Raw genomic sequence first — 26,006 nt, forward strand, 5'->3', positions numbered from 1 at the left:
GGGCGACAACCACGCGGGAGCTCGAGGATCGTCGGGCTGAGAGGGTGTCCGCTGGCACCGACCGCTGAACCTGATCCGGATAACGCCGGCGAAGGGAGATGACGATGAGCGAGAGCACCAACGGCAACGCGCCAACCCAGGAAGGCTCCACCTCCAGCCAAAAGCCTGCTCGTGAAAAGGTGTATGAAACCGGGAACCGACCCGACGTGCGGGTGCCGTTCACCCAGGTGAACCTGACCGAACCGGAGCCGCCATTCCTGCTGTACGACACCAGCGGCCCGGGCTCCAACCCCAGCGTGGGTCTTCCACCCTTGCGGCTGGACTGGATCGCCGAGCGGGGCGACACCACCGAGATCGAGGGGCGAAGCGCTGATCTGCGCGACGACGGTCGCCGGGCGGTGCGCGACGGTGGCGCCTCCGACCCGTTCTTGGGCGAGCGCCGCCCCGTGCTACGGGCCAAGGGCGCGGCGGTTACCCAGATGGCCTATGCCCGTCGGGGGGAGGTCACCCCGGAGATGGAGTTCATCGCTATTCGCGAGCGGCTCGACGCCGAACTGGTGCGATCGGAGGTGGCCCGGGGCCGGGCCATCATTCCGGCCAACGTGAACCACCCCGAGTCGGAGCCGATGATCATCGGTCGCAAGTTCCTCACCAAGGTCAACGCCAACATCGGCAACTCGGCGGTCACCTCGTCGATCGCCGAGGAGGTGGAGAAGATGACTTGGGCCACCCGTTGGGGGGCCGACACGGTGATGGACCTGTCCACCGGGTCCGACATCCACACCACCCGGGAGTGGATCATCCGCAACTCGCCGGTGCCCATCGGCACGGTCCCCATCTACCAGGCCCTGGAGAAGACCAACGGCAGCCCCGAGGAGCTCACCTGGGAGATCTACCGCGACACTGTGATCGAGCAGGCCGAGCAAGGAGTGGACTACATGACCGTCCACGCCGGGGTGCTGTTGCGCTATGTGCCCCTCACTGCCGAGCGCACCACCGGGATCGTGAGCCGGGGCGGCTCGATCCTGGCCGCTTGGTGCCTGGCCCATCACCAGGAGAACTTCCTGTACACCCACTTCGACGAGCTGTGCGAGATCTTCGCGGCCTACGACGTGGCCTTCTCCCTGGGCGACGGTTTGCGGCCGGGATCGATCGCCGACGCCAACGACACCGCCCAGATGGCCGAATTGGAAACCCTGGGCGAGCTCACCGGCCGGGCCTGGACCCACGACGTACAGGTGATGATCGAAGGACCGGGCCACGTGCCATTGGACAAGATCAAAGAGAACGTGACCTTGGAAAGAGAGTGGTGCCAGGACGCCCCCTTCTACACGCTGGGCCCGCTCACCACCGACGTGGCTCCGGGCTATGACCACATCACCTCGGCCATCGGGGCGGCCAACATCGGCTGGTACGGCACCGCCATGCTCTGTTACGTGACCCCCAAGGAGCACTTGGGCCTGCCCAACCGGGCTGACGTGAAAGATGGGGTGATCGCCTACAAGATCGCCGCCCACGCCGCCGATGTGGCTAAGGGCCATCCCGGGGCCCAAGCGTGGGACGACGCCCTGTCCAAAGCTCGATTTGAGTTCCGCTGGGCCGACCAGTTCAACCTGTCGCTGGATCCGGAGACGGCGCTGAAATACCACGACGAGACCCTTCCGGCCGAGCCGGCCAAGACCGCCCACTTCTGCTCCATGTGCGGACCCAAGTTCTGCTCTATGAAGATCACCCAGGACGTGCGGGACTATGCCGCTCGCCAGGGGGTGGACGAGTCGGTGGCCATCGAGCTGGGGATGAAGTCCAAGGCCGACGAGTTCCGGGACAAAGGCGCCGAGATCTACTCGGCCGGGTCGTGACCCTGCATGTTCCCCGGCTGCACGTCATCGCCGACTGCGCTTCATTGGCCGATAAGGCACTTCGCGGCGGAGCCCCCGCGGTGCAGGTTCGGATCAAAGGGTCGAACGATGCCGAGATGCTGGCTGAGTGCGAGCAGATCGTGGCCGCAGCCCACAAGGCGCAAGCCGTGGTGATCGTGAACGACCGGGCCGATATCGCGCTGGCTGTTGGGGCCGACGGCGTTCACGGAGGCGCCGACGACCTACCGGTTTCGGTGCTGCGCCGCGTGCTCGGCCCCGACGCTCTGGTGGGGGGCACGGCCCGAGACCCCGACACTGCACTTCGTCACCAAGACAACGGCGCCTCCTATGTGGGAGTCGGCCCGGTATATGCCACCACCACCAAAGACGGTCTACCCGAGCCGCTGGGGCCAGCCGGGGTGGAGAAGGTGGCCGCCACCGTGGACATCCCGGTGATTGCCATCGCCGGAATCACCGCGGCCCAAATACCGGAGCTGTTGAATGCGGGAGCCCACGGGGTAGCGGTGATCGGTGCGGTAGCCCACGCCGCCGACCCCATCTCAGCCACCGCTGAACTGCTGGAGGCCCTCGGTGGCTGACGTGCCCGCCAGGCCCGACGTCATCATCGTGGGTGGAGGCATTATCGGGCTCTCAGCCGCATGGCAGCTTCGCCAGGAAGGAGTTGAGGTGGTGGTGCTCGACCCCGCGCCCGGCACCGGAGCCACCCACGCCGCCGCCGGGATGCTGGCCCCTATCCACGAGGCCTACTGGGGAGAGAGCCACATCCTCCGACTGAACCTGGCCGCCAGCCAAGCGTGGCCGGCATTCGCCGACTCTCTGGGAGTCGACGCCGTGGACTACCGCCGCAACGGGATGCTGATGGCGGCCTACGACGCTGACGACAAGGCGCTGCTCGACAATCTGGGAGACCTTCATGAGCAGGAAGGCCTGCCGGTGGAGCGACTCCGCAGCCGGGAATGCCGTGGCCGAGAGCCGCTGCTTGCTCCTGGTGTGCGGGGCGGCGTGTACTCCCCGCTCGACCACCAGGTGAACCCCCGCCGGGTGGTGGCCGAGCTGCTGAATCGTGTGCCCGCCATCCCGGTGACGGCTACCGAGGTGGCTCGCAGTCAAGTTGTGGCCGACGATGGCCGAGTGATGGCCTGCCAACAGGTGGTGGTGGCCGCCGGGGCATGGAGCGGCCGGCTGTTGGGAGTGCCCATTCGGCCCATCAAGGGACAGATCCTGCGCTTGAGCGGCCCCGAGGGGCTCATGGGGATGCCGGTGCGAGGGGTGGTGCGAGGGTCAAGCGTGTACGCGGTACCCCGCAGCGACGGTGAAATCGTGGTGGGAGCTACCCAAGAGGAACAGGGCTTTGACACCCGGGTGACCGCAGGCGGCATTTACGAACTGCTCCGAGACGTTCTGGCCCTCTTGCCAGGGCTCAGCGAGATTGACCTGGTGGAGACGTGGGCCGGCCTGCGACCCGGTGCCCCCGACAACGCCCCCATCATCGGGACCGGCGACGACGGCATTGTTTACGCCACCGGCCACTATCGCAACGGCATTCTCACTGCCCCCATCACCGCGGCGGCGGTATCTGCATTGGTGCAAGGCCGCAAACCACCGGTTGACCTGGCTCCATTCAGCCCTAGCCGGTTCCATACCGACCGCGGCCCCTCTACTGGAGCCGAACAGCCCCTAAGCGGGGTTCCAGGATGATCGGGCCAACATGATTGTTGTCGTCAACGGTGAGAGCCGCGACGTCCCGGCCAATTGCACGGTGGGCACCCTGGCCCCCAACAAGCGGGGGGTGGCGGTGGCCGTCAACCGGGAGATCGTCCCCCGCAGTCGATGGGGCCAGGCCATGCTGGCGGAGGGCGATCGTGTCGAGATTCTCGAAGCGGCCCAGGGGGGATAGATGGGCGACTCTGACCCCTTGAGCAGGTGATCTGAATGGGCGACTCCTGGACCGTGGCTGAGCGCAGCTTTACCAGCCGGCTGATCACCGGCACCGGTGGTGCGCCGAACCTGGCCGTGCTTGAGCGGGCCCTGGTGGCGTCGGAGTGCGAGCTGGTCACCGTGGCCCTGCGGCGGGTGTCGCCCGAGGCCACCGGTTCTGTGCTGGAGGTGATCGACCGCCTAGGGCTCGAAGTGCTGCCCAACACCGCCGGATGCCATACCGCAGCCGATGCGGTGCTCACCGCCCAGCTGGCCCGAGAGGCATTCGAAACCGACTGGGTGAAGCTAGAGGTAATCGCCGATGACATCACCCTTCTGCCCGAGGGCATCGAATTGGCGGAGGCGGCCGAGACCCTGGTGGACGACGGGTTCACCGTGATGGCCTACACCAATGACGACCCGGTGTTGGCCCGCCGGCTGGAAGATCTGGGCTGCGCGTCGGTGATGCCACTGGGGGCGCCGATCGGATCGGGACTGGGGATCCGCAATCCCCACAACATCGAGATGATCGTGGAGCAGTCATCGGTTCCTGTTGTGTTGGACGCGGGAATCGGCACCGCCTCCGACGCCGCTCTGGCCATGGAGCTGGGGTGCGACGCGGTCATGGTGGCTTCGGCCATCACCCGGGCCCGCGACCCCGAGCAAATGGCCATCGCCATGAGGCTGGCCACCGAAGCCGGGCGGCGGGCACGGCTGTCTGGTCGGATACCCAAGCGATATCTCGCCGAGGCCTCCACCTCCGCCCATGGCCGTGCCGAGTTCTGACCACCGCCGCCCGTTCAGCCCGAAACGGGCCCCTTCTTCCGAGCTGCTTGTGCTCACCGATGTAGTGGTGAAGGCCCCGGCGGTGATCTTTCGGGCCAAAGACCGACCGGCACATATCCGGCGTGAACTGGCCAAATTGATGAGAGAGCAGACCGAATGCCTGATCCTGGGGTCGATGATCGATCCGGTGGCCGATGGGGTTCACCTCACCGGATTCGACCGTTACCCCAAGATGTACCAGGGCATTGTGGGCCGGTCGTGCCACAGCCTTGATGACGTGCGCCAAGCCGAACTCGACGGGGTGGACTACGTGACCATCTCCCCGGTGTTCGAAACCGAGTCGAAGCCGGGCTACGGACCTCCTCTGGGTCTAGGCGGTCTGGGAAGGATCGTTCGCCAAGCCCATGTGCCGGTGTACGCCTTGGGGGGAATCGACCTGGGCCGGGTCGCTGCCTGTCGAGACGCCGGGGCAGCGGGAGTCGCCGTGCAGGGCGCAGTAGCCCGCAGCCCCAATCCCCAAGAGACCATCACCTCGCTGTTGGACGAATGGCACTCGGGATGAATCCGCCCGTAGCACTCAGTGTGGCCGGGTCGGATCCCTCGGGCGGCGCGGGGATTGCTGCCGATCTGGCCACTTTTGCGACGCTAGGAGTTCACGGGACCGCGGCCATCACTGCGGTCACGGCCCAGAACACGGCGGGGGTGCAGGGGGTTCACCCCGTCCCGGCTGAATTTGTGGCCCAGCAGCTCGACTCAGTGCTGGATGACCTGCCGGTGGCCGCGGTCAAGACCGGCATGCTGGCCAATCTCGAAATCATCGCCGTGGTGGGCGACTACGCCGCGGCCGGACGGCTGCCCAACCTGGTGGTGGACCCGGTGATGGTGTCGTCCACCGGGGTCCGGCTGCTGGACGCCGGGGCCGAGTCCCTCTATCTGGAGTTGCTCAAGCACGCCACCGTCGCCACGCCCAACGGCCGGGAGGCTGCGGTGCTTCGGGAAGTGGCCAGGTTGGACGATTTGGACGATTTGGGCGCCCTGTGCCCCGGCTGGTTGGTGGTGACCGGAGAGACCACCGCGGCCGACCGGGTACACCAAGGCGGCGACTGGACAGTGCTGGCCGGGGAGGTGGTGGAAACGGTTAACGACCACGGGACGGGCTGCACGTTTTCGTCGGCAGTTGCGGCGGGGTTGGCGCTGGGAGTGGAGCCCATGGATGCGGTCGCGGCGGCTAAGGGGTTTGTGCGACAGTGCATTGTGCGGTCGGCTGACTGGGATTTGGGTGCGGGTCGGGGACCGGTTGCGCATTTGATTGATTAGAAGTTGAACCCCCCGGCAGGCTGGCGGGTCAGGGAGCCAGAGTTATGAGCGTCAGCCCGTCGGAGATGGGGAGCATGACTTGGGCGGTGCGGGGGTCGGCCGCCACCGAGGCGTTGAATTCTCGAATATGGGCGGTGTCGGGGTTTTCTTCGAGGTCGGCATCGGGATCGGCCACTCGACCGCCCCAGAGCACGTTGTCCACCAAGATGATCCCTTTGGGGCTGAGGCGGGGCACGATTTCCTCGTAGTAGGTCTGGTACGACCGCTTGTCGGCGTCGATGAAGGCCAAATCGATGGGCGGATCATCGGGCAGCGCGGCCAGCGTCTCGGCCGCGGGGGCGATCACCACCTCGATGCCATCGGCCACCCCAGCTCGCTCCCAGTAGGGCCGCCCCACATTCACCCACTCGTCGCTCACGTCACAGCACAGCAGACGCCCCCCGGGGGCCAGCCCCCGGGCGATGGACAGGGCCGAATAGCCGGTGAAGGTGCCCACCTCCACGGCGAAGCGCACGTCGAGCAGGCGGGTGAGCATGGTCATGAAGGCGGCCTGCTCAGGAGCAACCTGCATCCCGGAAATCCGGCCCAGCTCGGCGGTGACCTCGATCAGCTCCTGGGCGATGGGATCTATACCCGCCCCGTGGGCCACCAGGTACTCCTGCACATTGGCGCTGAGGCCGATGCTCTTGGGGTTCACTAGGCACGCCCCAACACGGTGTCTACCGCAATGATGATGGCCCGCCGGTCGGCGCCTCGGTCTTTGGCCGGGCTATAGCGCTGGTCGTAGCGGGCCACCGCATCGGCGCACTGTTCGGGATCGGCGGTGGCGATGGCGTTGCCCTCCAGGGTGATCCACCGGCCGCCGTCCACCTGGCACAGCGCGGCCCGACCGCCTCCGGATGCCTCCAGCAGGCGGACTTTCTTAGCTCCCGAATAAGTAATGATGCGGGCGGTGGCGGTGTCGGGATCCCAGGTGAACCCCACCGGGGTCACATGAGGGGTGCCGTCAGGGCGCAGCAGGGTGAGCGACCCCAAGTGGCGATCCCGGAGGAACCCGTTCATCTCGTCGGTGAGGTTGCGGGGGTCGTGGGCCATCGGCTCATGCCTCCTTGGTAAGCAGGGGTTCGGGCAGGGGGCGGGCGTGGACCACGACCAGGCGCTGGGTGGCCCGGGTCATGGCCACATACAGGGCTCGCATCCCCTTGGGGAGCCTCTCGCAGATGTCGGCCGGCTCCACCACGATGGCGGTGTCCACTTCGAGTCCCTTAACCAGCTCCACCGGAACAATGGTCACCCGCGACTCCAGGCCCCGCTCATATACCAAGCCGTGGTCGACCTCGGCCGCGGTGAGTGCCTCAGATATGGCATTAGCTAAATCGTTGTGGCAAATCACCGCCAGGTTTCCGTTGGCCAACGCGCTGAGCTCGACTTTCACTTCGCCGACGACGGCAGCGGTCAGGCTGCTGGGGGTGGATTGGGGGCCCTGACCATTGCCCTGTCCGTTGGCGCTGGCTGCGGCCTCTTGGCCAGCTACGGGCACGAACCGGGGAGGTCGGCCCTCGGCGCGAATCGATTGCGGCGGCACTAGGCCGGGCATGGCCGCGTCAAGCACCTTGGCGGCCACGTCCATGATCGGCTCGGGCAGGCGATACCCGATGGTCAACTCGGAGAAGCGGGGTTCGGCGCGACCGGGCAAGTGTTCGATCACGCTGTCCCAGGAATCGTGCCCCCAGGCTGAGGTGGCCTGAGCGATGTCGCCAACCAAGGTCATGGAGCCGTTGAGCGAGCGGCGGCTGATCATCTTGAGCTGCATGGGCGACAGATCCTGGGCCTCGTCCACCACGATGTGGCCGTAGGTGCGAATCGAGTCGGCCAGCTTGTGGCCGGGACGGGGGCCCAGCAAAGCCAGAGCCTCATCGAGGAGGGGGGCGTCGTCGGCCGTCCACACCACATCGGAGGCGTGGGCAGCCCGGGGGCGATAGAGCAGCTCGGTCTCCTCGGAGGTGAGCTGCGAACCGGCCGCCGAGCGGAGCAGGGCCTCAGAGCCGAACAAGTCGTGAAGGAAGTGAGCCGGGGTGAGCACTGGCCACATCCACTCCAGGGCCTCACGCAGTTCGATGCTGCCGCGAAGCCTCTCTCGCACCGTCTCGACATCGGGGCCCGGACTGTTGGAACGCGATCCGCTGTCGGCCAAGTGCTGGTAAAACTGCTCCTCTACGAATCGGCGAGCCCGATTGTGGGTGCGGAATCGCTTGCGAGCCTGGCGCACGATCTCTTCGCTCTGCTCCACGGTGAGCCGGAGCCGGCGCAGGCCAAATCCCACCGACACGTCAGAACGCAATGGCCGCTGGCGGTCCCGCCGGGCTCGCCGCAGAAGCGTGATCATGCGCAGGTCACCCTTGATGCGGGAGACTCGGGGATTGTCGAGCCCCTTTACTCGAGTGCCGGGCAGCAGGTCGGCCAGCATCGACACCTCCACACCGGCCTCGCCCAGCGACGGCAACACCTGCTCGATGTAGGTGAGAAACAGGCGATTGGGGCCGAGCACCAGCATTCCCTGCCCTTCGAGGGGGAAGCGGTGGGTGTAAAGCAAGTAGGCGGCTCGGTGGAGAGCGGCCACCGTCTTGCCGGTGCCGGGACCGCCCTGCACAACCAGCATCCCCGCCAGCGGCGAGCGGATGATGGCGTCCTGCTCGACCTGGATCGTGGCGGCGGCATCGGCCAGGCGACCAGTGCGCCCGGCCTCCAAACTGGCTCTCAGCGTGGCCTCCCCCACTAGAGTCAGGCGGCCGCGGCCGTTTGTCTCGCCGAAATACTCGTCTTCCACCCCTAGGAGCTCTCGGCCTCTGGTGACGAAGTGGCGGCGCCGGGACAGGCCCATGGGCTCACTGCCGGTGGCCCGATAGAAGGCCTCGGCCGCCGGGGCCCGCCAGTCGATGGTCACCGGCTCCTGATCGTCATCCCATACCGCCACCCGGCCCACATAGAGCTGGTCGCCCCCCTGGTCTTGATCATCGCTCCAGTCGAGACGCCCAAACACCAGCGAGGACTCGCCGATGTCGAGGGCGCTGAGGCGGTTGCTGATGGAATCCCAGATGATCTCCCGCTCGTACCGGGCCTGGTGAGTGCCGCCAGCGCCCACCTCCACCATGTCTTGCAGCGACAAGGCTCGTTCCCGAGCTGATTCGAGGGCTTGGTGGGCCCGATCGATGTAGGACTGCTCCGCGGTGTGATCGGGATGAATCGGGATGCTCCTCAGACTGAGCGCAAAATCAGTGAACGTTCAAGTCTAGTACGAATTTGTCCCGTTATGGCGTGGTGGGCTCGCCGATCTCCTTGAGAGCATCGCCAATGGCGGCCCGAAGTCGGCGAGCGAGGTGAGGGGGCAGATGAGCTACCAGCCCGTAACCGGCCTGGCCCACCTCCTCAACGGTGAGCACCACCCGGGGGGTGGCGTCCTCATAGTCGTCGGCAATGGCCACCGCCCACGACACCGGGGAGAACTCGTCGTCATCGCCGGGAGGTAGGTCTGCTGGGTCGAAGGGGTAGTCGTCTATAGACCGGCGCACGCTGTCGATGGTACTGGGGCGCAGGTCTTGGAGCGATAGCGCGGAGAAACCGGCATCGGAGCGATAGCAATGACCGCTCAATATGTCAGTACCGTTGATACGTGGCCAGCGGCGCTCCCATCAACAACGATGTCTTTCTGCGGGCGTGCCGCGGCCTGCCGGTAGACCGGGTGCCGGTGTGGTTCATGCGACAAGCCGGACGATCGCTGCCCGAATATCACAAGATGCGGGGCGAGGGGTCGATGCTGGAAACGATCGCCCGCCCGGAGGTGGCCACCGAGATAACCCTTCAGCCAGTGCGGCGCTACGGGGTGGACGCGGCCATCTTGTACTCCGACATTGTGGTGCCTACCCACGCCATCGGGTTTGGCGTGGACATCGTGCCTGGGGTGGGGCCAGTGGTGGAGTACCCGTTTCGGGAAGCTCGCGACCTCGACCGGCTGCGCCCCCTCGACCCCGAGACCGATACTCCCCATGTGCTGGAGACGGTCCGTAACTTGGTGGCGGAGCTGGACGTGCCGTTGATCGCCTTTGCGGGGGCGCCGTTCACCATGGCCTCCTATTTGGTGGAAGGGGGCCCGTCGCGCACCCACGCCCTCACCAAGCGGCTGATGCACGGCGAACCCGATTTGTGGATCGCACTGCTGGATCGCTTGGCCGACCTGGCCATCGCCTCCATTGGCTCGCAGCTCGACGCCGGGGCTTCTGCCTTTCAGCTGTTCGATTCGTGGGCCGGAGCACTGGCCCCCGACGAGTACCGGCAATTCGTGCTGCCCGCCAGCCAGCGGATTTTCGCCGAATTGGGCGGTCGCGGCGACGGGGTGCCGGGCATTCACTTCGGTGTGGGCACCGGAGAACTGCTGGAGCTTTTGGCAAAGGCCGGGGCCGACGTGGTGGGGGTGGACTGGCGGGTTCACCTGGACGACGCTCGGGAACGGCTGGGGCCCGACGTTGCCGTGCAGGGCAACCTGGACCCGGCCGCAGTGCTGGCCCCGTGGTCGGTGGTGGCCGAGCGGGCTATCGACGTGCTCGACCGCAATGCCGGACAGCCGGGTCATGTGTTCAACCTGGGCCACGGCGTGCTGCCCGAGACCGACCCCGAGACGCTGGAACGGGTGGTGGAGTTGGTACACGGGTACAAGGCCACCCCGTGAGGGTCGCGGTGAGAGAAGCAGTTCGCAGGGAGATTGCCGCGCCATGAGGGTGTCTCTGTGAAGATTGCCGTTGTCGGGGCGGGAATCACCGGGTTGGTTGCCGGGCATGAGGCGGCCAAGGCCGGAGCCGAAGTGGTGGTGTACGAGGCCGCCGAGCGGGCTGGCGGGCGGCTTCTCACCACCGAGCTGGCCGGTCAGCCGGTGGACGAGGGGGCGGACGCATTCTTGGCTCGGGTGCCGTGGGCGACAGAACTGTGCCAGGAGCTGGGACTGGGTGATGAATTGGTTTCGCCCGCTCAGCGGGCAGCATTCGTGTACTCCCGAGGGGCGCTGCGGGCACTGCCCCAGCCCAACGTAATGGGTGTGCCGTTGGACTTCGACGCCTTGGCTGCTTCGGGGATCGTCTCTTCCGATGGCGCGAATCGCGCCCGCCAAGAGCCCGAACTGGCCGGATCGCCGTTAGTCGGCGACGAGTCGGTGGGGGCGCTGATGCGACGGCGGCTGGGCGACGAGGTGGCCGAACGGCTGGTGGATCCGCTGGTTGGGGGCATCAACGCCTCTTCCATCGATGACCTCAGCGTTCAGGCAGCGGTGCCGCAGTTGGCCGAGGCCGCTTCTCGGGGCCCCAGCCTGGTGCAAGAGCTGCGGCGTTTGGCCGCGTCGTCGACGGTCGATCCGGCCGCGCCGGTGTTCTTCACACTGCCCGACGGCCTGGGGCGGCTAACCGACGGATTGGGCGACCGGCTGGGCGACCGTTTGCGACTGTCGTCCCCGGTGGCTGAACTGGGCGAGATCGACGCCGACAAGGTGATCGTGACCCTCCCGGCTGATGCCGCCCGTCCGCTGGTTGCCCCCGTGTCAGCTCGCGCCGCCGAGCTGATGGGAAAAATTGACTACGCGTCGGTGGTGCTGGTGTCGCTGGCCTTCGACGCATCCGAGGTTGACCACCCTATGGCCGGTTCGGGCTATCTGGTGCCCTCGGTTGAGGGACTCTCCATCACGGCCTGCTCCTGGGCATCGAGCAAGTGGAACCACGTCGGATCAGCCGACACGGTGGTGCTGCGGGTGTCGGCCGGGCGCTACGGCAACGACCAGGTGTTGGCCCTCGGCGACGATGCGCTGTTGGAGGCAGTGGGGGCTGACTTGACGACCACGATGGGCTTGAACGCCGAGCCGCAGGAGGTGCGCATTAGCCGATGGGAGCGGTCGCTGCCTCAGTTCCGACCTGGCCATTTGGGGTTGGTGGCCGAAATTGAACAGTCTTTGGCCCAAGACGCCCCCTGGCTGCAAGTTGCCGGGGCATGGGCTCGGGGTTTGGGGATTCCGGCCTGCATCCACCAGGGCCGTCTCGCGGCCCAAACCAGCGTGGCTCAGGGCGCGGTCACCAGATGAGTAGCCCCGCCAGTAAGACCGACGGACGGTCGCCCGATGAGTAGCCCGAGGTTGGCGGTGTGGGCTCGCACCAGCGGGTGGACGGCGGCGGGCTCATTGGCAGCGGGCGGACTAGTGGCCCTGTCGATGCCCCCCTGGGGGTGGTGGCCCCTGGCCCTGATAGGGCTGGTGGCCTTCGAGCGCCTCATCGCCGATCAGCCCATTTGGGCTCGGGCGTGGAGAGGGTTCGGCTTCGGGGCTGGGTGGCTATTCCCGGCCACCTTCTGGATGGTGGATTTCACCCTGCCCGGCTATCTGGCGGTGTGCGTGGTGTTCTCCGCGCTCTATGGACTGGCGGGGGCGGCCTGTCCGCCGGGACGCAGCCGGTGGGTGGCCCTGCCCGGCCTATTCGTGCTGGTTGGAGCAATCCGTTGGCGGTGGCCGTTCGGAGGTGTGCCGCTGGCCACCCTGCCCATGAGCCAGGTCGACACCCCATGGGCCACCACCGTGCGGGTGCTGGGGCCATTGCTGCTGGTAGGGGTGTGTGTAGTCATCGCCATGGTGCTGGCCGCTGCGCTGGAGCGCCGGTGGCAGGCAGCACTGGTGTTGGCGGTAGTGGTGCTGGGGTTCTGGGGCTGGGCGGCGCTGGCCCCCCGAGGCTCGGCCACCGGGACCATCGACGTGGCCATCGTGCAGGGGGGCGGACCGCAGCGGACCAGGGCGGCCAACACCATCCCCGGAGTGGTGTTTGAACGGCACCTGGAAGCCAGCCAGCTGGTGCAGAAGCCGGTGGACTTGGTGGTGTGGCCCGAAGACGTGGTGGACGTCCACGGCTTGTTTGTCGGCAGCGAGGAGCGTCAACGACTAGCAGAGTTGGCCACCGAACTCGATGCCACGCTGGTGGCCGGAGTGGTCGAAGACGTGTCAGCCACTGAGGCAGCCAACTTCGCTGCGGTGTTTGCTCCCGACGGATCGTTGGTAGACCGCTACGACAAGGTAAGGCTGGTGCCGTTCGGGGAGTATGTGCCGCTGCGATCTCTTATCGAACCGCTGGCCCCCGATTACCTGCCGGCCCGAGACATGCGCCGGGGCGACACCCCCGCGGTGGTGGACACCCCTGTGGGCCGACTCGGGGTGACCATTAGCTGGGAGATCTTCTTCGAGGACCGGGCCCGCGACGCCATCGGTAACGGCGGCGAGGTGCTGTTGAACCCCACCAATGGAGCCAGCTACTGGCTGACTATCGTGCAGACCCAGCAAATTGCCAGTTCCCGGCTGCGAGCCCTGGAAACCGGCCGCTGGGTAGTGCAGTCTGCCCCCACCGGGTTCAGCGCCTTCGTCGACCCCGACGGCAACGTATACCAGCGCACCGCCGTCTCGGAGCGCAAAGTCATCCAAACCGAAATCGAGCTCCGCACCGGCCAAACCCTCGCCACCCGCGCCGGCCCCTGGCCCATGATCGCCCTCGCCCTCGCCGCCCTCCTAGCCGCCTGGATCGCCCACCACCGCACCCCCACGCCGTCCAGCCGCCGAACCCGCTGATCAGACCTCCACCATCAGGGTGACGGGGCCGTCGTTGGTGAGTTCGACGGCCATCATGGCGCCGAAGGAGCCGATGGCGACGGTGGCGCCGAGGCTGCGGAGCTCGGCGACCAGGTCGTCGATCAGGGCGGCGGCTTGGTCGGGAGCGGCCGCGCCCAGGAATGAGGGGCGGCGGCCGCGGCTGATGTCGCCGAAGAGGGTGAACTGGCTCACCACCAACAGCTCACCGCTGGTGTCGGCCACCGACAGGTTCATGTGCCCGTTCTCGTCGGTGAAGATGCGTAGGTTCCACAGCTTTCCGGCCATCTTTTTGACCGTCTCGGCATCATCGTCGTGGGTCACGCCCACTAAGCAACACAGCCCGGGGCCGATCTCCCCGATGACCTCGCCGTCCACCCGAACCCGAGCCTCGGCGGCCCGCTGCACTAGCGCTCGCACGGCGCCAAGATAGCGGCCCATTTCGGTGGTTGAGCATTTGCTAAACCCCCCGAATTCCGAAAGCCTTGTGGGGCTATGGTCTCGGCGGATAAGCCGCTCAAAATCGCCCTTTTGTCGTACCGGGGCAAGCCCCATTGCGGCGGGCAGGGGGTATACGTCCACCATCTGAGCCGGGCGCTGACCGAGCTCGGTCACCATGTGGAGGTGCTGAGCGGACAGCCCTATCCGGTGCTTGACGACCGGGTGCCGCTGCACCAGCTCCCCAGCCTGGACATCTTCAACGACATCCACCCGGGGCGGATGCCGGGGTTCTGGGAGATCAAGTCGTGGGCCGACGCCGCCGAGGTGGGCTCCTTCATGACTGGGGCCTTTTCAGAGCCGCTGGCCTTCTCCATCCGGGCGTGGCAGATGCTGCGCACCCGGCTCGGGGATTTCGACCTGGTTCACGACAACCAGTCGTTGGGCTACGGGCTGCTGGCCATCGAACGGGATGGATTGCCGGTGCTCGGCACCATCCACCACCCCATCACCGTCGATCGTCAACTGGAGTTGGAGCACGCCCGAGGCCCGGTGGAGAGACTGGGCAAGCGACGCTGGTACTCCTTCACCCGGATGCAGGCCCGGGTGGCTCGGCGCCTGCGGCGCATCATCACCGTGTCGGAGTCTTCGCGCGACGACATCACCCGGGACCAAAAGGTGCCCCGTCACCTGATGCACGTGGTGCCGGTGGGCGTAGACCCCGAGCAGTTCCGCCCGCTGCCCGGCGTCGACCGCAAACCAGAGCAGATCATCACCACCGCCAGCGCGGATGTGCCCATGAAGGGATTGCGTTTTTTGCTGGAGGCGGTGGCCAAACTGCGAACCGAGCGGGACGTTCGCCTAATTGTCATCGGCAAGCCCCGTGAGGGGGGCACCTCGGCGGAGGCCATTGCCAGCTTGGGTCTGAGCCAGGTGGTGGAGTTCATCTCTGGGGTCCCCGACGAGCGCATCGTGGAGCTGTACGCCACCAGCTCGGTGGCAGTGGTGCCGTCGCTGTATGAGGGGTTCTCGCTGCCCGCCATCGAGGCCATGAGCAGCGGCACACCGCTGGTGGCCACCACCGGAGGGGCGCTGCCCGAGGTGGCGGGCCCCGACGGCCAGACCTGCGTGTCGGTGCCACCGGGCGACAGCGGAGCGCTGGCCGCCGCGCTAACCCAGGTATTGGACGACCCTGCGATGGCCGCCCGCATCGGGGCGGCGGGACGGGAGCGAGTAGTCAGCCGGTGGAGCTGGCACCACACCGCCGAACAGACTGTGGAGCACTATCGGGCCTTGCTCGACGAGTGGCGGCCCAGCCGGTAGTTCTCCGCGATTCCAAGGGACCCGGCCTCTTATGCTGACCGTTGACTACCACTGCCTGGGCCTGAAGCCGGGCGAACGGCTGCTGGATTTGGGGTGCGGATTCGGGCGCCACGCCTACGAGGCCGCCCGCCGGGGAGCCCATGTGGTGGCATGCGATCTGGCCTCGGCCGAGTTGGCCGAGGTTCGGGCCACGTTCGCCGCCATGTCTGACGCCGGCGAGCAGTACCACGGAACGTGCCAGGCGGCTCAGGGCGATGCCACCTGCCTGCCGTTCCCCGACCAGTCGTTCGACCGAGTAATTGCCTCCGAGGTATTGGAGCACGTGGACTCCGATGAGACCGCGCTGGCCGAACTGGCCCGGATTCTGCGCCCCGGCGGGGTGCTGGCCGTGACCGTGCCCACCTGGTTCCCCGAGAAGGTGTGCTGGGCGCTGTCCGATGAGTACCACGCCCCCAAGGCAGTGGGCGGCCACGTGCGAATCTACCGGCGAGGCGAGCTCCGCAAGAGGCTCCGCCGGGCCGGACTGGCCCCCTATACAGGCCACCACGCCCATGCGCTGCACAGCCCGTACTGGTGGTTGCGGTGCGCGGTCGGGCCCAATCGGCACGATCACCGGCTGGTGGCGGCTTATCGTCGGCTCTTGGAATGGGATATTGTTCGCCAACCGAAAATCACCCGAATTGCCGAACGGGTCCTGAGTCCAGTGCTGGGCAAGAGCCTGGTTCTTTATAGCCGGAAGCCAGGATCAGAGAGTTCAAGGGAGACCGAGCTTGTCGCCGTCTGAACCCCACAACCAAAGGGAGACCGACCTCGCCGGGCCTCGCGTGGCCGGGGTTCTATCGGCGTCTGACCTCGAGCAAACGGCCGACAGCATCGCCGACTGGCAGTTGCCCAACGGCATGATCCCCTGGTTCTCCGGCGGCCACGCCGACCCCTGGAACCATGTGGAAGCCGCCATGGCCCTCACCGTGATGGGCCGTAGGACCGAGGCCGAGCGGGCCTACCAATGGCTGGTGGACTATCAACGGCCCGACGGCGCCTGGCACCAGTACTACGTGGCCGACGGCGTGGAGCAGGACAAACTAGATGCCAACTGTGTGGCCTACGTTGCCACCGGGGTGTGGCACCACTACCTGTGTACCGGTGACCGGAGTTTCTTGGAGTCGATGTGGCCGGTGGTGGAGCGGGCCGTGGACTTCGTGCTCGACTTGCAGCTCCCTCGAGGCGAGATCCGCTGGGCCCGCCACACCGACGGCACCCCGTGGTCGTTCGCCCTGCTCACCGGGTCGTCCAGCATCTGCCACAGTCTTCGGGCCGCCATCGCCACCGGCGAGGAACTGGGCCACGAGCGGCCCGACTGGGAATTGAGCGCCGCTCGGCTAGCCGATGTGATCCGCACCCAGCCCGACGCCTTCGCCCCCAAAGACCGCTGGGCCATGGACTGGTACTACCCGGTGCTGTCGGGGGTGGTCACCGGACAAGAGGGCCGAGCCCGGCTGGCCTCTCAATTCGACCAGTTCGTGATGGACGGCCACGGAGTGCGCTGCGTGTCCGACCGGCCCTGGGTCACCGCTGCGGAGACCTGCGAATGCGTCATCGCCCACCTCGGCGTGGGCCGCCGAGACGTCGCCGCCGAGATGTTCGAATGGGTACAAGACCTGCGGGCCGACGACGGCTCCTACTTCACCGGCATGGTCCACCCCGAGCGCACCCACTTCCCCGCCGACGAGCGCACTTCCTACACCGCCGCGGCTGTCATCTTGGCAGCCGACGCCCTATCCCGGTACTCCCCCGCCTCCGCCCTGTTCTCCAACCACCGCACCCTCCCCGAACTCATCACCATCGGCTGAGGCTTCTAGGTGGACATTGCATGAGCGAGCATCACCAAATCGACCTAGTTGAGCTTAGAGCTTCATCCCAAGATGAACGAGACAGATTAACAGAATTCTATGCCAAGTCATTCGGCTGGAAATACACCGACTGGGGTGAGCTATACAGCGACACGCACGACAGTGGTCTCACGAGTGGGATAGATGTAGAGCCCAAACAACCAAACAACACCCTAGTCGTCATCTACAGCAATAATCTTGATGCATCTATGAAGACCATCATTGATGCAGGAGGTGATATAACTGTAGAAACATATGAATTTCCGGGCGGAAAGCGATTTCACTTTCATGACCCAATCGGTAACGAAGTAGCAGTTTGGTCGGACAAATAATCCGCATCACCGGTTAGGTTAGAAGAACTCAAGTAGACGAGTCGTACTTCGTCTGCGGAATCCGGGGTTAGCGGATTATGCCGCAGGCTACGCGGCCTCCGGCACCGCCGATGGGCTGGGTGACGTGGTCATCTGGGTTTTCATGGATGACCAACGTGGCACCGTCGGCGTCGAGCAGCGCGGGCATCGAGCCTCCGAATATGGTGACCAGTGATGTGAAGTATTCGGCTTGGGCAATGCCGTCAGCCGCTGCATAGAGATTGGGCAGGTCGCCGTTGTCGTGGTTGTCCACGGTTCGCTCAAGGTTCTTCAAACCGTGTACTGCGTTGTCTGTAGCTGTGAGGTGACCGCCTGCCGCCGTGAAGTCAGGAGCACACGCTCCAACCGTGTGTAGGTGGATGCCGTGGGCACCAGGGGTGAGGCCTTCTACCGAGAGTGTCACCAATACGCCGGTCGGTCCTTGATGGAAGGAGGCAGCACCTACGGCGTCACCTTCGGGGTTGATGAGATCAGCCACGGCCATATCACCAACCCGGTCAGCTTCATAAGCCGCACCGCCGCCGTTGTCATCACCGCACGCGGCGACCAACAAGCAAATTACACCGACAAGTCCGAGGATTTTCCCACTCATTTGGTATGCCATGGCGACCACAGTAGACGGCAATAGCAATACCATCGGCCCATGAGCGGGCTGCCGGAGGAGTCGTGGGCTTCGTCTGAGGCCACTCGGAAGTCGATGCAGGGGAACCGCAGCCGCGACACCAAGCCGGAGTTGGCGGTTCGCTCGGCGGTGCACCGCCGGGGCCTGCGTTATCGAGTGGCGACCCGACCGCTACCGGAGCTGCGGCGAACGGCCGATCTGGTGTTCCGTAAAGCCAAGATCGCGGTGTTCATAGACGGCTGCTATTGGCATGGCTGTCCCGAGCACCACACCCAGCCCTCAACCAACCCCGAGTACTGGTCCAACAAGATCAGCGGCAACATGGCCCGCGACCAAGACACCGATGCCCATCTCGCCGAAGCCGGCTGGACCGTCCTGCGCTTCTGGGAACACGAAGACCCCGAAGCCGTCGCCGATGCTGTTGAACAGTGGGTACGCGCTGCTTTAGGGCGGACCTAGCTGGAAATCAGCAGCGGAAGCGGTGAGCTCGGGACTGGCGGCGTAGGGCGATTTGGGCGGTGCGCTGGTCGGGGGTGAGGCGGGTGACGAACTCGGGAAGGTGGTTGTCGATCTCGGCGAAGGGGACCACAAGGCCCTCGGGGGTGGGCATGGTGGTGCTCAGCACCCAGCGGAATGTGATGAGGGCTTCCGGGCGGCCCTCGGTGTCGAGCCAGTTCTGCACGCCTGGGTCCTGGTGCGCGACCACAATGCGAAAGCGGCCGTCGGAATCAGTGGCGATCTGGGCGTTGTTGAGGCTCACGGTGCGATTGGCGAAGTCCAGTGACTCGAACCAGGCATAGCTGTAGAGCATGAACGACCAGTACTGGGCGTCGGGCACATCGCAGGTGACAATCAGGGCCTCATCGGGGGCCAGCTCGTAGGAGCAGCCGCCGTAGCCGATGGCGTCAGCACCGCCGGGCACTGAACGGGGGCCATAGAACACGTTGGGCGGCGCAGCCCGGCGGCTGCGCTCCATCCACTGGTTCCAGAACACCAGGGCGTCCTCGGCCCAAGCAATGGCCCGGTCCAACCCATCGGCCAGATCACCAGGATCGAGGAGCGCAGGGGTTTGGCCCTCGCTGCCTAGCCGTTCTATGGAGAACCGTCCCGGCTCATCGACCCCCCAGTCCACGTTGTACTCCCGCACCGAAATGTGATCGGTGTGCTCGTCGATGGGCAGCCAATTGCCCTCGTGGGAAGTGGCGCTGGCAATGAAGGTGAAGCTGCCGTCGGGCTCGACGGCAAAGTCGTCGCTGGAACGCTCGGCGGAGATTCCCAGCCGATTCTGGTGCATCTCCCCATGGGCGCTTTGGATCACGAACATCGCCCCTGGCGGCAGCCACCCGGTGACCCGGTAGGTGTATTCGGGGCTCACGTGGGCCCGCCAGTAGGTGTTGTCGATGTTGGGACCGCCCCAGCGCATGACGTCGTCGTTGTGGCGGTACATCACCGGGAAATCTCGATCGGCAAACTCCACCTGCTCGATCCACCCCTGCATCAGCAATCGGCCCAAATGCCGAAAGCCTTCGGCCCGATCCGCCGCCCCCGCGGGAAAGTCGTCTTCCAGCAACCGGTCGCCAGCGGACTTCAATCGATTGCAGAACTCCCGCCAGGCTTCACCTGATACCAGTTTTTCTTCGCTGTCCACGTCCAAGAAGTTAGTAGTGCTGTGAGACGTTGGGCCTTGTCAGATGCCGGGGGCGAGGCGGGTAAGGACTCGCAGGGAACCGGTGGCAGACTGCTCGGTGAAAGCGCCGGAGTCCATGGCCCGGCAGTAGATCTCAAAGGGGGGGCGACCGCCGTCGGCGGGGTCGGGGAACACGTCGTGGATGGCCAGACGGCCGCCGATGGCAACGTGGGGCACCCAATTCTCGTAGTCGGCGTGGGCCGGCTCGGTACCGTGGCCGCCGTCTATGAACAGCAAGGCCAGCGGCGTGGACCAGTTCTGGGCAATGGCAACCGAGTCGCCCACCAGCGCCACCACGCTCCCCTCTAAACCGGCCTCGTACACGGTGCGGCGGAAGTGGGGCAGGGTGTCGATCAGGCCCACCGAGGGATCGACGAGGTCGGGCTCGTGCCACTCCCAGCCGGGCTGGTTTTCTTCCGACCCCCGGTGGTGGTCGAGGGCGAACAGCACCCGGCCCTGGGCTTGGGCGGCGTCGCCCAGATACACCGACGACTTGCCGCAGTAACTACCCACCTCGAGCAGAGGCCCGTCGACCTCTAGATCACAGGCCGCCTGGTGCAGGGCCACCCCCTCATTTGGGGGCATGAACCCCCGGGCGGCTTCAGCGAACGCCCGCCGACTGGGATCCATCGTTAGCCGTCCCCAGAAAAATTTGCTTGGATTCGTCGCCTTCCAATGGGGCGCCGAACAGATAGCGGTCGCACACCGCGTATTTCACCAGCCACACCGTGCCGAAAGCCCCTACCGACGCCGCGGTGATGTACCAGCCGTTGTCGGTAGCGGCGTCCACCAAGCCCACGGCCAGCGACGACAGGGCCAACCCAGCCAGCGAGACCAGCCAGAAGGGCAGGACCACCCGACCCCAACGGGTGGGGCCATCGCTGTCCCACACCCACCCTCGGTACAGGAAGTACACGGGGATGTTGGCGATAATGAACGCCACCAGGTTGGACACCAGCCCCGACCAGCCCAGCAGGTCGTAGCACACCCGCAGAATGGTCTGGCCCAACACCACCCCTACCGCGGAGGTACCGCAGTAGCGCAGCAGGCGCTGCCAGTTGTCGGTGACGTGAGCGCGGGCGGAGACAAGGAGCGACATGGGGAGCAATAAGCGTACCCCAGCGCCCTGCAATATCGACTAGGGCAAGGCCACAGCGGGAGCACAGCAGGAGGGAACCGGCGTCCGGGCAGCAGGGAATCGTAGGGGCAAACGGTAGGATCAGTCGGTCATGCAGGCTGAGGTAGATGCGCTAATCGAGCTGCTGGATCTGGAACCCATCGAAGAGGACATCTTCCGGGGAGTCAGCCCCCAAGAAGACCGCCAGCGGGTTTTCGGTGGTCAGGTGGCTGGCCAGGCGTTGGTGGCCGCCACCCGGACAGTGGAAGACCGCTCAGTCCACAGCCTCCAGGCCTACTTCATTCGCCCCGGCGACGTGTCGGCACCCCTGGTGTATCTGGTGGAGCGGGTGCGCGACGGCCGCTCGTTCACCACCAGGCGGGTGACCGCCATCCAGCACGGCCAGCCCATTTTCGCCATGTCGGCCTCGTTCCACAAAGAAGAAGAAGGCTTCGAGCACCAGACCGACTTGCCCACCGGCATTCCCGACCCCGAAGAACTGGAGCCGTTTGTGTGGGACGGCTTTCCGGTGGACGATCAGGGCCGGATGATCCGCCCAATAGAGCTGCGCTACGTAACCGGCTCCCCAGCCGAGCGGGGCCAGACCCGAGAGCCCCACTTGCAGGTGTGGCTGCGAGCCACCGGTACGCTGCCCGAGAATCCGGTGCTGCATACCTGCATGTTCACCTACGCCAGCGACATGACGGTGCTGGACACCGCCACCAAGGCCCTCCCGGTACGGGGCAACGAGATCGACATTCAAGCAGCCAGCCTGGACCACGCCATGTGGTTCCACCGGCCGCTGCGCATGGACGACTGGATCTTCTTAGACCAAATGTCCAACTCGGCGTCCAATGCCCGGGGCCTGGCCTGGGGCACAGCGTGGAACCGCACCGGCGAACTGGTGGCCTCTGTCGTGCAGGAGGGCCTGATCCGGCCCCTGCGCAAGCAGCCATGACACTGTGCCTGAGGCTGCTGGCGGTGGCCGCCGCGATCGGCCTATTGGCCGGCGCCTGCGGGGGCAACGACGACGATGATGGCGACCGGCGTGAGAGAGTCGCCACCAGCACTGCGACAGCTACTAGCAGTCCTACTCCTGAGAATGGCACCGCTTCACCCACCATGAGCCCCACACCGGACCAGCCGCCCACCCCAGCCCCGACCGCCGGTCCCACTCTTGGGCAAGACGGTGATGGCCAACCCGCACCCGCCGACCAGCCGCAGGAGCCCTCCTTAGTACTGACCCCGGTGGTCTCTCTGCCCGACCCTATTGCCCTGGTGGCCCGCCCAGGCACCGGAAGCGGCACCGGCGATTTGTATGTGGCCGCCCGAGCCGGCCAGGTGTGGTTATTGAGTGCCGATGGGGACGAGCCTTCGGAGTTGGTGCTGGACATTGGCGAGATAACCACCGACGATTGCGAGAACGGGCTGTTGGGTTTGGCCTTCTCGCCCGATGGATCCCACCTCTACGTCCACTACACCGATTTGCTGGGCAACAACCAGATCGTGGAGTACCCCATGGGCGGGCAACGGGTTCGAAGCGACCAGGGCCGGACGGTGCTGAGCGTGGATCAGCCGTTCTGCAACCACAATGGCGGCCATATCGCCTTTGGCCCCGACGGCCACCTGTGGCTTGGCTTCGGTGATGGAGGTGGGTCCAACGACCAGTTTGGTCACGGTCAGAATCTGGACAGCCTCCTGGCCACCATGGTACGGATCAACCCCGAGGCCGCTGGCGAAGCCAGCTACACCATTCCCTCTGACAACCCGTTTACCGTCGGCGAAGGCCAGCCGGAGATCTGGGCCTACGGGGCCCGCAACCCCTGGCGGTTCTCGTTCGACCGGGCCACTGGCGACCTGTGGATCGCCGACGTGGGCCAAAACGACTGGGAGGAGATCCACGTTCTCTGGGCCGCCGACGGCTGGGCTCCGAGCGCCAACTTGGGATGGCCCCTATTCGAGGGCAACGAGCGCTTTGCCGGAACCGCCACCCCCGACGACTTGGATTTCCCCGTCCATGTGTACAGCCACGACGTCGGCTGCTCGGTCACCGGGGGCCACGTGTACCGTGGCTCGGCCATTCCCCATTTGGAAGGCGCCTACGTGTTCGGCGACTACTGCGCGGGGCGCCTATGGGCGCTGACCATCGACGACGAGGGAGTTGACACTCGGGTGGAACTCGGCCTCTCCGTCCCCCAGGTCACGCTGGTCTCCTTCGGCGAGGATGCCTCCGGCGAGCTGTACGTGCTGAGCTTCGGCGGCACCGTGTACCGGCTCGAGCCGGCCCAGTAGCCGCACCCGATTCTGCGGGTGCAAGAATGATCCGGTGCAGTTGAGCGGCGGCGAGGCTCTCGTCAAAGCGCTGGTCCGAGAGGGTGTCGAGGTTGTCTTTGGCATTCCCGGCATCCAGCTATACGGAGTCGTGGCTGCGCTGCGAGACGAGCCTGGCATCGAGATGGTCACCAATCGACACGAACAGGCCTCGACCTTCATGGCCTACGGATACGCCCGAGCGTCAGGCAAGCCGGGAGTGGCCTTGGTGGTTCCCGGGGTGGGGGTATGCAACGCATCAGGGGGATTGGCCACCGCCTACTCCCGCTCATCGCCAATCTTGCTCCTCGCCGGACAGATTCCCCGAGGGCAGATGGGGAAAGACCTGGGAGGCGTCCATGAGATTGACGACCAGATGGACATCGTTCGATCCCTCACCAAATGGCGCCAACAAGCCCTGACGCCCAGAGAGATACCCGCGGCCGTATCCGAGGCATTTCGACAAATGCGCACCGGCCGCCCCCGTCCGACCTACATCGAATGCCCACCGGATGCCCTGGTGGAACGGGATGAAGTCGTGCTACGGGATCCCGTTCCAGTATCACCGGTTGTGCCTAGCCGCGAGCAGCTGCAAAGCGCTGCGGCGGCCATCTCACAATCCCGCCTTCCCCTGATCGTCGCCGGAGGTGGAGTGGCTCTCTCCGGCGCAGAGCAGGCGCTCCTCGATCTGGTGGAAGCCACAAACATCCCGGTGGTGACTTCGGGCGGCGGAAAGGGCGCCATCCCCGATAACCATCGGTTGTGCTACGGCTCATGTGTCAGCCCTGGCGGTGACCGGCACGAATTGAACCAGCTTCTAGACGTGATGAAGACCGCCGATGTGGTCATCGGGATTGGAACACGCTTTTCCCTGGGCAATCCTGCGGGAGAGTCATCGACGCTGGTGAACATAAACATCGACGAGTTCGATCTCGGGCGGATTCAAGCCAACACGATCCCCTTGCACGGTGACGCCAAGGCGACCATCAAGGCGCTCTTGCCGCTGCTCATTGACGCCGGTTGCCATGAGCGTCCGTCACCGGCTGATGCGGTGACCGCCGCCCGCCGTCTCATCGCCTACTACGACATCCGATTCAAAGAGCCGCAGTACCCCATCTTGGAGGCGCTTCAGCGGGGCACACCCGAAGACGCCTTCACTGTCTGGGACGTCACTCAGTTCGGCTTCTATTCTCGCACGCACTGGCAAGTGAGCCAGCCAAGGACCTACATCGACTCCGGCTATTCGTTCAATTTGGGATACGCCTTCCCGACTGCGCTGGGAGCAAAGGTGGCCCAACCAGACCGCCCCGTGGTGTGCGTGGCCGGAGACGGGGGCTTCCTGTTCAACTCATCGGAGTTGTCAACTGCCGTGAGGTACGGAATCAATGTCACAACCGTCATCTTCAGAGATGACTCTTTCGGAAATGTTGCCCGCGATCTGGACGACTTATTCGGCGGCACACACGAAACCGACCTCGCCAACCCAGACTTCGTGAAGTACGCCGAGTCATTCGGCGCCATCGGCTTGAGAGCAGATGACCCGATGGACCTCGAGAGTTTGATTCCGTCGGCCTTAGAGCGGCCAGCACCGGTCATCATCGACGTCCCCATCGGCCATATTCCGCTTGAACGGCCCAAGCAGATCGAACATGTGCCCAAGCTCCCCTGGGCCCACCCCCAAGACGGGCTGATCTCGCCCTAGCTGCGGTGCTGCCCGCCCGGAGACGAAAGAGGCTCAGCCAGATTCGTACCAGCCGGAGGCGATGTGAACTTCGTCTCGCTTGACGATCCAGGTGTGCTTGGTCTCCCAATTGCCGCTTTGGGGGTTGAGATAGGTGTAGTCCACCCATTTGCCCGCCTCGGTTGCGGCCACCATCTCATCGGCGGCGGCGAGGCCCTCGGGAGTGGCACCGAGAATCTCATGGAGGGACATACCCACATTCTCGGGGACCGTGGGATGGGCTATCACCACGCCGTCGAGGTCGAAGGCGAACCCGTACCACTGCCCGTCCACGCTGGGAGGATCGGTGCTTTCGGGGGAATTCAGGTGGTCAACCAGTGCGGCCTGCCCGTTGCTCTCATAGAACCACACCGCGTCTTCCACAAAGGCCCGCGTGTAAGAGCCGGGCTCAGATTTGGTGGGCCGGGGAACGGGGTAGGAGTCCTCGTACCAGCCGGAACCGATTACCAGGTTGTCTCGACCGACGGCCCAGGAGTGCTTGGTGCCGCCGGTGCCGGTTTGCGGGTTGAAGAACACGTAGTCAACCCAATGACCCGACTCGGGCGAAGCCATCAGCAGGGCACCGTAAGCATGTCCCCTTATGTCCACATTGTCGGCTGAGTAGGTGCCCACCCGGGAGGGAATGGTGGCGTGGGCCACCACAGTGCCCGTCTCGGTGTCGGAGATGAAGATGTACCACTCGTCATCGGCGCCGGCCTCGTTGTTGTAGTAGTCGAGAGTGGCCTGCCGACCGGTCTCCTCGTATCGATCCACCGCCTGCTGCACAAACCACTTCGTGAATGCGTCCCGCTCGGTCTTGGGCGGTGGCCCGCTCGCCCCATCGTCATCGTTGCCGCACGCCACAAACCCAAAGAGCAACACGGCCACCGCCGCGACAGCCACCCAGCACCTAAATCCCCGCATCCAATTCACCATCCTGTCCCACTTACAGACCGTTCAGGCTACCAACGCCAT

At 65.5% G+C, this 26,006-nt stretch carries 28 protein-coding genes and 1 riboswitch; of the genes, 18 read left to right on the forward strand and 10 right to left on the reverse strand.

Annotation, left to right across the window (positions count from 1 at the left end; genetic code table 11):
* The first annotated feature begins 3 nt into the window (after positions 1-3).
* Positions 4-114: riboswitch (TPP riboswitch) on the forward strand.
* The 7 genes from thiC to thiD all read left to right on the forward strand — a co-directional run bounded on the left by thiC (position 105) and on the right by thiD (position 5,900).
* Positions 105-1,859: a phosphomethylpyrimidine synthase ThiC gene (gene thiC / locus ACOGXH_RS14170; protein ID WP_419929739.1), complete on the forward strand. Its 1,755-nt coding sequence runs from the start codon at positions 105-107 to the stop codon at positions 1,857-1,859. (Overlaps the previous riboswitch by 10 nt.)
* A gap of 2 nt (positions 1,860-1,861) precedes the next feature.
* The gene (gene thiE, locus ACOGXH_RS14175) at positions 1,862-2,458 is read left to right on the forward strand and encodes a thiamine phosphate synthase (RefSeq protein WP_419930381.1); all 597 of its coding nucleotides are present in this window, start codon (positions 1,862-1,864) and stop codon (positions 2,456-2,458) included.
* On the forward strand, positions 2,451-3,578 hold the full coding sequence (gene thiO, locus ACOGXH_RS14180) for a glycine oxidase ThiO (RefSeq protein ID WP_419929740.1): 1,128 nt from the start codon (positions 2,451-2,453) through the stop codon (positions 3,576-3,578). Before thiE ends, thiO begins: the two co-directional genes overlap by 8 nt.
* 10 nt (positions 3,579-3,588) lie before the next feature.
* Complete coding sequence (gene thiS, locus ACOGXH_RS14185; RefSeq protein ID WP_419929741.1) at positions 3,589-3,777, forward strand: sulfur carrier protein ThiS; 189 nt, start codon at positions 3,589-3,591, stop codon at positions 3,775-3,777.
* Positions 3,778-3,812: 35 nt separating this feature from the next.
* The gene (locus ACOGXH_RS14190; RefSeq protein WP_419929742.1) at positions 3,813-4,583 is read left to right on the forward strand and encodes a thiazole synthase; all 771 of its coding nucleotides are present in this window, start codon (positions 3,813-3,815) and stop codon (positions 4,581-4,583) included.
* Positions 4,570-5,145 carry a thiamine phosphate synthase gene (locus ACOGXH_RS14195; RefSeq protein WP_419929743.1) on the forward strand — a complete coding sequence of 192 codons (576 nt, stop codon included), beginning with the start codon at positions 4,570-4,572 and terminating at the stop codon, positions 5,143-5,145. The genes ACOGXH_RS14190 and ACOGXH_RS14195 overlap by 14 nt, the downstream gene beginning before the upstream one ends.
* Positions 5,142-5,900, forward strand: a complete 759-nt coding sequence (gene thiD / locus ACOGXH_RS14200) for a bifunctional hydroxymethylpyrimidine kinase/phosphomethylpyrimidine kinase (protein WP_419929744.1) — start codon at positions 5,142-5,144, stop codon at positions 5,898-5,900. Before ACOGXH_RS14195 ends, thiD begins: the two co-directional genes overlap by 4 nt.
* A 28-nt stretch (positions 5,901-5,928) precedes the next feature.
* Here the strand turns inward: thiD and ACOGXH_RS14205 are convergent, their stop codons facing one another.
* From ACOGXH_RS14205 to ACOGXH_RS14220, 4 genes are all read right to left on the reverse strand, one after another.
* Positions 5,929-6,597, reverse strand: a complete 669-nt coding sequence (locus ACOGXH_RS14205) for an O-methyltransferase (RefSeq protein ID WP_419929745.1) — start codon at positions 6,595-6,597, stop codon at positions 5,929-5,931.
* Positions 6,597-6,995 carry a pyridoxamine 5'-phosphate oxidase family protein gene (locus ACOGXH_RS14210; RefSeq protein WP_419929746.1) on the reverse strand — a complete coding sequence of 133 codons (399 nt, stop codon included), beginning with the start codon at positions 6,993-6,995 and terminating at the stop codon, positions 6,597-6,599. The genes ACOGXH_RS14205 and ACOGXH_RS14210 overlap by 1 nt, the downstream gene beginning before the upstream one ends.
* Positions 6,996-6,999: 4 nt before the next feature.
* A complete protein-coding gene (locus ACOGXH_RS14215) occupies positions 7,000-9,066 on the reverse strand; it encodes a HelD family protein (RefSeq protein ID WP_419929747.1) in 2,067 nt (688 codons plus the stop codon).
* Between the two features lie 142 nt (positions 9,067-9,208).
* Positions 9,209-9,550 (reverse strand): hypothetical protein, encoded by a 342-nt coding sequence (locus ACOGXH_RS14220; protein WP_419929748.1) that lies wholly within the window; start codon positions 9,548-9,550, stop codon positions 9,209-9,211.
* 20 nt (positions 9,551-9,570) lie between these two features.
* On the opposite strand from ACOGXH_RS14220, the gene hemE reads away from it, so the two are divergent.
* Genes hemE through lnt form a run of 3 tightly spaced genes read left to right on the forward strand, consistent with a single transcriptional unit; the run spans position 9,571 to position 13,536 of the window.
* On the forward strand, positions 9,571-10,623 hold the full coding sequence (gene hemE / locus ACOGXH_RS14225; protein ID WP_419929749.1) for a uroporphyrinogen decarboxylase: 1,053 nt from the start codon (positions 9,571-9,573) through the stop codon (positions 10,621-10,623).
* A 57-nt stretch (positions 10,624-10,680) separates the two neighbouring features.
* A complete protein-coding gene (gene hemG, locus ACOGXH_RS14230; protein WP_419929750.1) occupies positions 10,681-12,015 on the forward strand; it encodes a protoporphyrinogen oxidase in 1,335 nt (444 codons plus the stop codon).
* Positions 12,016-12,051: 36 nt separating this feature from the next.
* Positions 12,052-13,536, forward strand: coding sequence for an apolipoprotein N-acyltransferase (gene lnt, locus ACOGXH_RS14235; protein ID WP_419929751.1), 1,485 nt, complete (start codon positions 12,052-12,054; stop codon positions 13,534-13,536).
* Here the strand turns inward: lnt and dtd are convergent, their stop codons facing one another.
* Positions 13,537-13,974 (reverse strand): D-aminoacyl-tRNA deacylase, encoded by a 438-nt coding sequence (gene dtd, locus ACOGXH_RS14240; protein WP_419929752.1) that lies wholly within the window; start codon positions 13,972-13,974, stop codon positions 13,537-13,539. It lies immediately after the preceding gene.
* Between the two features lie 75 nt (positions 13,975-14,049).
* Here dtd and ACOGXH_RS14245 point away from each other — a divergent pair, with 75 nt between their 5' ends.
* The 4 genes from ACOGXH_RS14245 to ACOGXH_RS14260 are packed head-to-tail and all read left to right on the forward strand — an operon-like array spanning position 14,050 to position 17,536.
* Positions 14,050-15,315 carry a glycosyltransferase family 4 protein gene (locus tag ACOGXH_RS14245; protein WP_419929753.1) on the forward strand — a complete coding sequence of 422 codons (1,266 nt, stop codon included), beginning with the start codon at positions 14,050-14,052 and terminating at the stop codon, positions 15,313-15,315.
* Between the two features lie 31 nt (positions 15,316-15,346).
* Entirely contained in the window at positions 15,347-16,099 is a 753-nt protein-coding gene (locus ACOGXH_RS14250) for a class I SAM-dependent methyltransferase (RefSeq protein WP_419929754.1), read from the forward strand.
* Positions 16,086-17,165 (forward strand): prenyltransferase, encoded by a 1,080-nt coding sequence (locus ACOGXH_RS14255; protein ID WP_419929755.1) that lies wholly within the window; start codon positions 16,086-16,088, stop codon positions 17,163-17,165. Before ACOGXH_RS14250 ends, ACOGXH_RS14255 begins: the two co-directional genes overlap by 14 nt.
* Before the next feature lie 20 nt (positions 17,166-17,185).
* A complete protein-coding gene (locus ACOGXH_RS14260; protein ID WP_419929756.1) occupies positions 17,186-17,536 on the forward strand; it encodes a VOC family protein in 351 nt (116 codons plus the stop codon).
* 67 nt (positions 17,537-17,603) lie between these two features.
* Here the strand turns inward: ACOGXH_RS14260 and ACOGXH_RS14265 are convergent, their stop codons facing one another.
* Positions 17,604-18,059 (reverse strand): superoxide dismutase family protein, encoded by a 456-nt coding sequence (locus ACOGXH_RS14265; RefSeq protein WP_419930382.1) that lies wholly within the window; start codon positions 18,057-18,059, stop codon positions 17,604-17,606.
* A 159-nt stretch (positions 18,060-18,218) separates the two neighbouring features.
* On the opposite strand from ACOGXH_RS14265, the gene ACOGXH_RS14270 reads away from it, so the two are divergent.
* On the forward strand, positions 18,219-18,656 hold the full coding sequence (locus ACOGXH_RS14270) for a very short patch repair endonuclease (RefSeq protein ID WP_419929757.1): 438 nt from the start codon (positions 18,219-18,221) through the stop codon (positions 18,654-18,656).
* 7 nt (positions 18,657-18,663) lie between these two features.
* Here ACOGXH_RS14270 and ACOGXH_RS14275 read toward each other — a convergent pair whose 3' ends face one another.
* The 3 genes from ACOGXH_RS14275 to ACOGXH_RS14285 are packed head-to-tail and all read right to left on the reverse strand — an operon-like array spanning position 18,664 to position 20,983.
* A complete protein-coding gene (locus ACOGXH_RS14275; protein WP_419929758.1) occupies positions 18,664-19,845 on the reverse strand; it encodes a DUF1214 domain-containing protein in 1,182 nt (393 codons plus the stop codon).
* Between the two features lie 39 nt (positions 19,846-19,884).
* Positions 19,885-20,514 (reverse strand): class I SAM-dependent methyltransferase, encoded by a 630-nt coding sequence (locus tag ACOGXH_RS14280; protein WP_419929759.1) that lies wholly within the window; start codon positions 20,512-20,514, stop codon positions 19,885-19,887.
* Positions 20,486-20,983, reverse strand: coding sequence for a GtrA family protein (locus tag ACOGXH_RS14285; protein ID WP_419929760.1), 498 nt, complete (start codon positions 20,981-20,983; stop codon positions 20,486-20,488). Before ACOGXH_RS14285 ends, ACOGXH_RS14280 begins: the two co-directional genes overlap by 29 nt.
* Before the next feature lie 130 nt (positions 20,984-21,113).
* On the opposite strand from ACOGXH_RS14285, the gene ACOGXH_RS14290 reads away from it, so the two are divergent.
* The 3 genes from ACOGXH_RS14290 to ACOGXH_RS14300 are packed head-to-tail and all read left to right on the forward strand — an operon-like array spanning position 21,114 to position 25,013.
* A complete protein-coding gene (locus tag ACOGXH_RS14290) occupies positions 21,114-21,959 on the forward strand; it encodes an acyl-CoA thioesterase (protein WP_419929761.1) in 846 nt (281 codons plus the stop codon).
* The gene (locus ACOGXH_RS14295) at positions 21,956-23,293 is read left to right on the forward strand and encodes a PQQ-dependent sugar dehydrogenase (protein ID WP_419929762.1); all 1,338 of its coding nucleotides are present in this window, start codon (positions 21,956-21,958) and stop codon (positions 23,291-23,293) included. Before ACOGXH_RS14290 ends, ACOGXH_RS14295 begins: the two co-directional genes overlap by 4 nt.
* A gap of 34 nt (positions 23,294-23,327) precedes the next feature.
* On the forward strand, positions 23,328-25,013 hold the full coding sequence (locus tag ACOGXH_RS14300; RefSeq protein ID WP_419929763.1) for a thiamine pyrophosphate-binding protein: 1,686 nt from the start codon (positions 23,328-23,330) through the stop codon (positions 25,011-25,013).
* Positions 25,014-25,046: 33 nt separating this feature from the next.
* Here the strand turns inward: ACOGXH_RS14300 and ACOGXH_RS14305 are convergent, their stop codons facing one another.
* Entirely contained in the window at positions 25,047-25,967 is a 921-nt protein-coding gene (locus ACOGXH_RS14305) for a cache domain-containing protein (RefSeq protein ID WP_419929764.1), read from the reverse strand.
* Positions 25,968-26,006 lie beyond the last annotated feature (39 nt).

Origin of the sequence: Candidatus Poriferisocius sp. (assembly GCF_965208355.1) — a bacterium.
Lineage (GTDB): Bacteria > Actinomycetota > Acidimicrobiia > Acidimicrobiales > Bin134 > Poriferisocius.

Coding starts and splice junctions, on each gene's coding strand:
- thiD (WP_419929744.1), top strand. CDS start 5,142: ATGAATCCGCCCGTAGCACTCAGTGTGGCCGGGTCGGATCCCTCGGGC.
- thiC (WP_419929739.1), top strand. CDS start 105: ATGAGCGAGAGCACCAACGGCAACGCGCCAACCCAGGAAGGCTCCACC.
- ACOGXH_RS14295 (WP_419929762.1), top strand. CDS start 21,956: ATGACACTGTGCCTGAGGCTGCTGGCGGTGGCCGCCGCGATCGGCCTA.
- thiS (WP_419929741.1), top strand. CDS start 3,589: ATGATTGTTGTCGTCAACGGTGAGAGCCGCGACGTCCCGGCCAATTGC.
- ACOGXH_RS14250 (WP_419929754.1), top strand. CDS start 15,347: ATGCTGACCGTTGACTACCACTGCCTGGGCCTGAAGCCGGGCGAACGG.
- ACOGXH_RS14190 (WP_419929742.1), top strand. CDS start 3,813: ATGGGCGACTCCTGGACCGTGGCTGAGCGCAGCTTTACCAGCCGGCTG.
- ACOGXH_RS14280 (WP_419929759.1), bottom strand. CDS start 20,514: ATGGATCCCAGTCGGCGGGCGTTCGCTGAAGCCGCCCGGGGGTTCATG.
- ACOGXH_RS14290 (WP_419929761.1), top strand. CDS start 21,114: ATGCAGGCTGAGGTAGATGCGCTAATCGAGCTGCTGGATCTGGAACCC.
- ACOGXH_RS14270 (WP_419929757.1), top strand. CDS start 18,219: ATGAGCGGGCTGCCGGAGGAGTCGTGGGCTTCGTCTGAGGCCACTCGG.
- ACOGXH_RS14285 (WP_419929760.1), bottom strand. CDS start 20,983: ATGTCGCTCCTTGTCTCCGCCCGCGCTCACGTCACCGACAACTGGCAG.
- ACOGXH_RS14260 (WP_419929756.1), top strand. CDS start 17,186: ATGAGCGAGCATCACCAAATCGACCTAGTTGAGCTTAGAGCTTCATCC.
- lnt (WP_419929751.1), top strand. CDS start 12,052: ATGAGTAGCCCGAGGTTGGCGGTGTGGGCTCGCACCAGCGGGTGGACG.
- ACOGXH_RS14245 (WP_419929753.1), top strand. CDS start 14,050: ATGGTCTCGGCGGATAAGCCGCTCAAAATCGCCCTTTTGTCGTACCGG.
- ACOGXH_RS14305 (WP_419929764.1), bottom strand. CDS start 25,967: ATGGTGAATTGGATGCGGGGATTTAGGTGCTGGGTGGCTGTCGCGGCG.
- ACOGXH_RS14265 (WP_419930382.1), bottom strand. CDS start 18,059: ATGGCCGTGGCTGATCTCATCAACCCCGAAGGTGACGCCGTAGGTGCT.
- ACOGXH_RS14210 (WP_419929746.1), bottom strand. CDS start 6,995: ATGGCCCACGACCCCCGCAACCTCACCGACGAGATGAACGGGTTCCTC.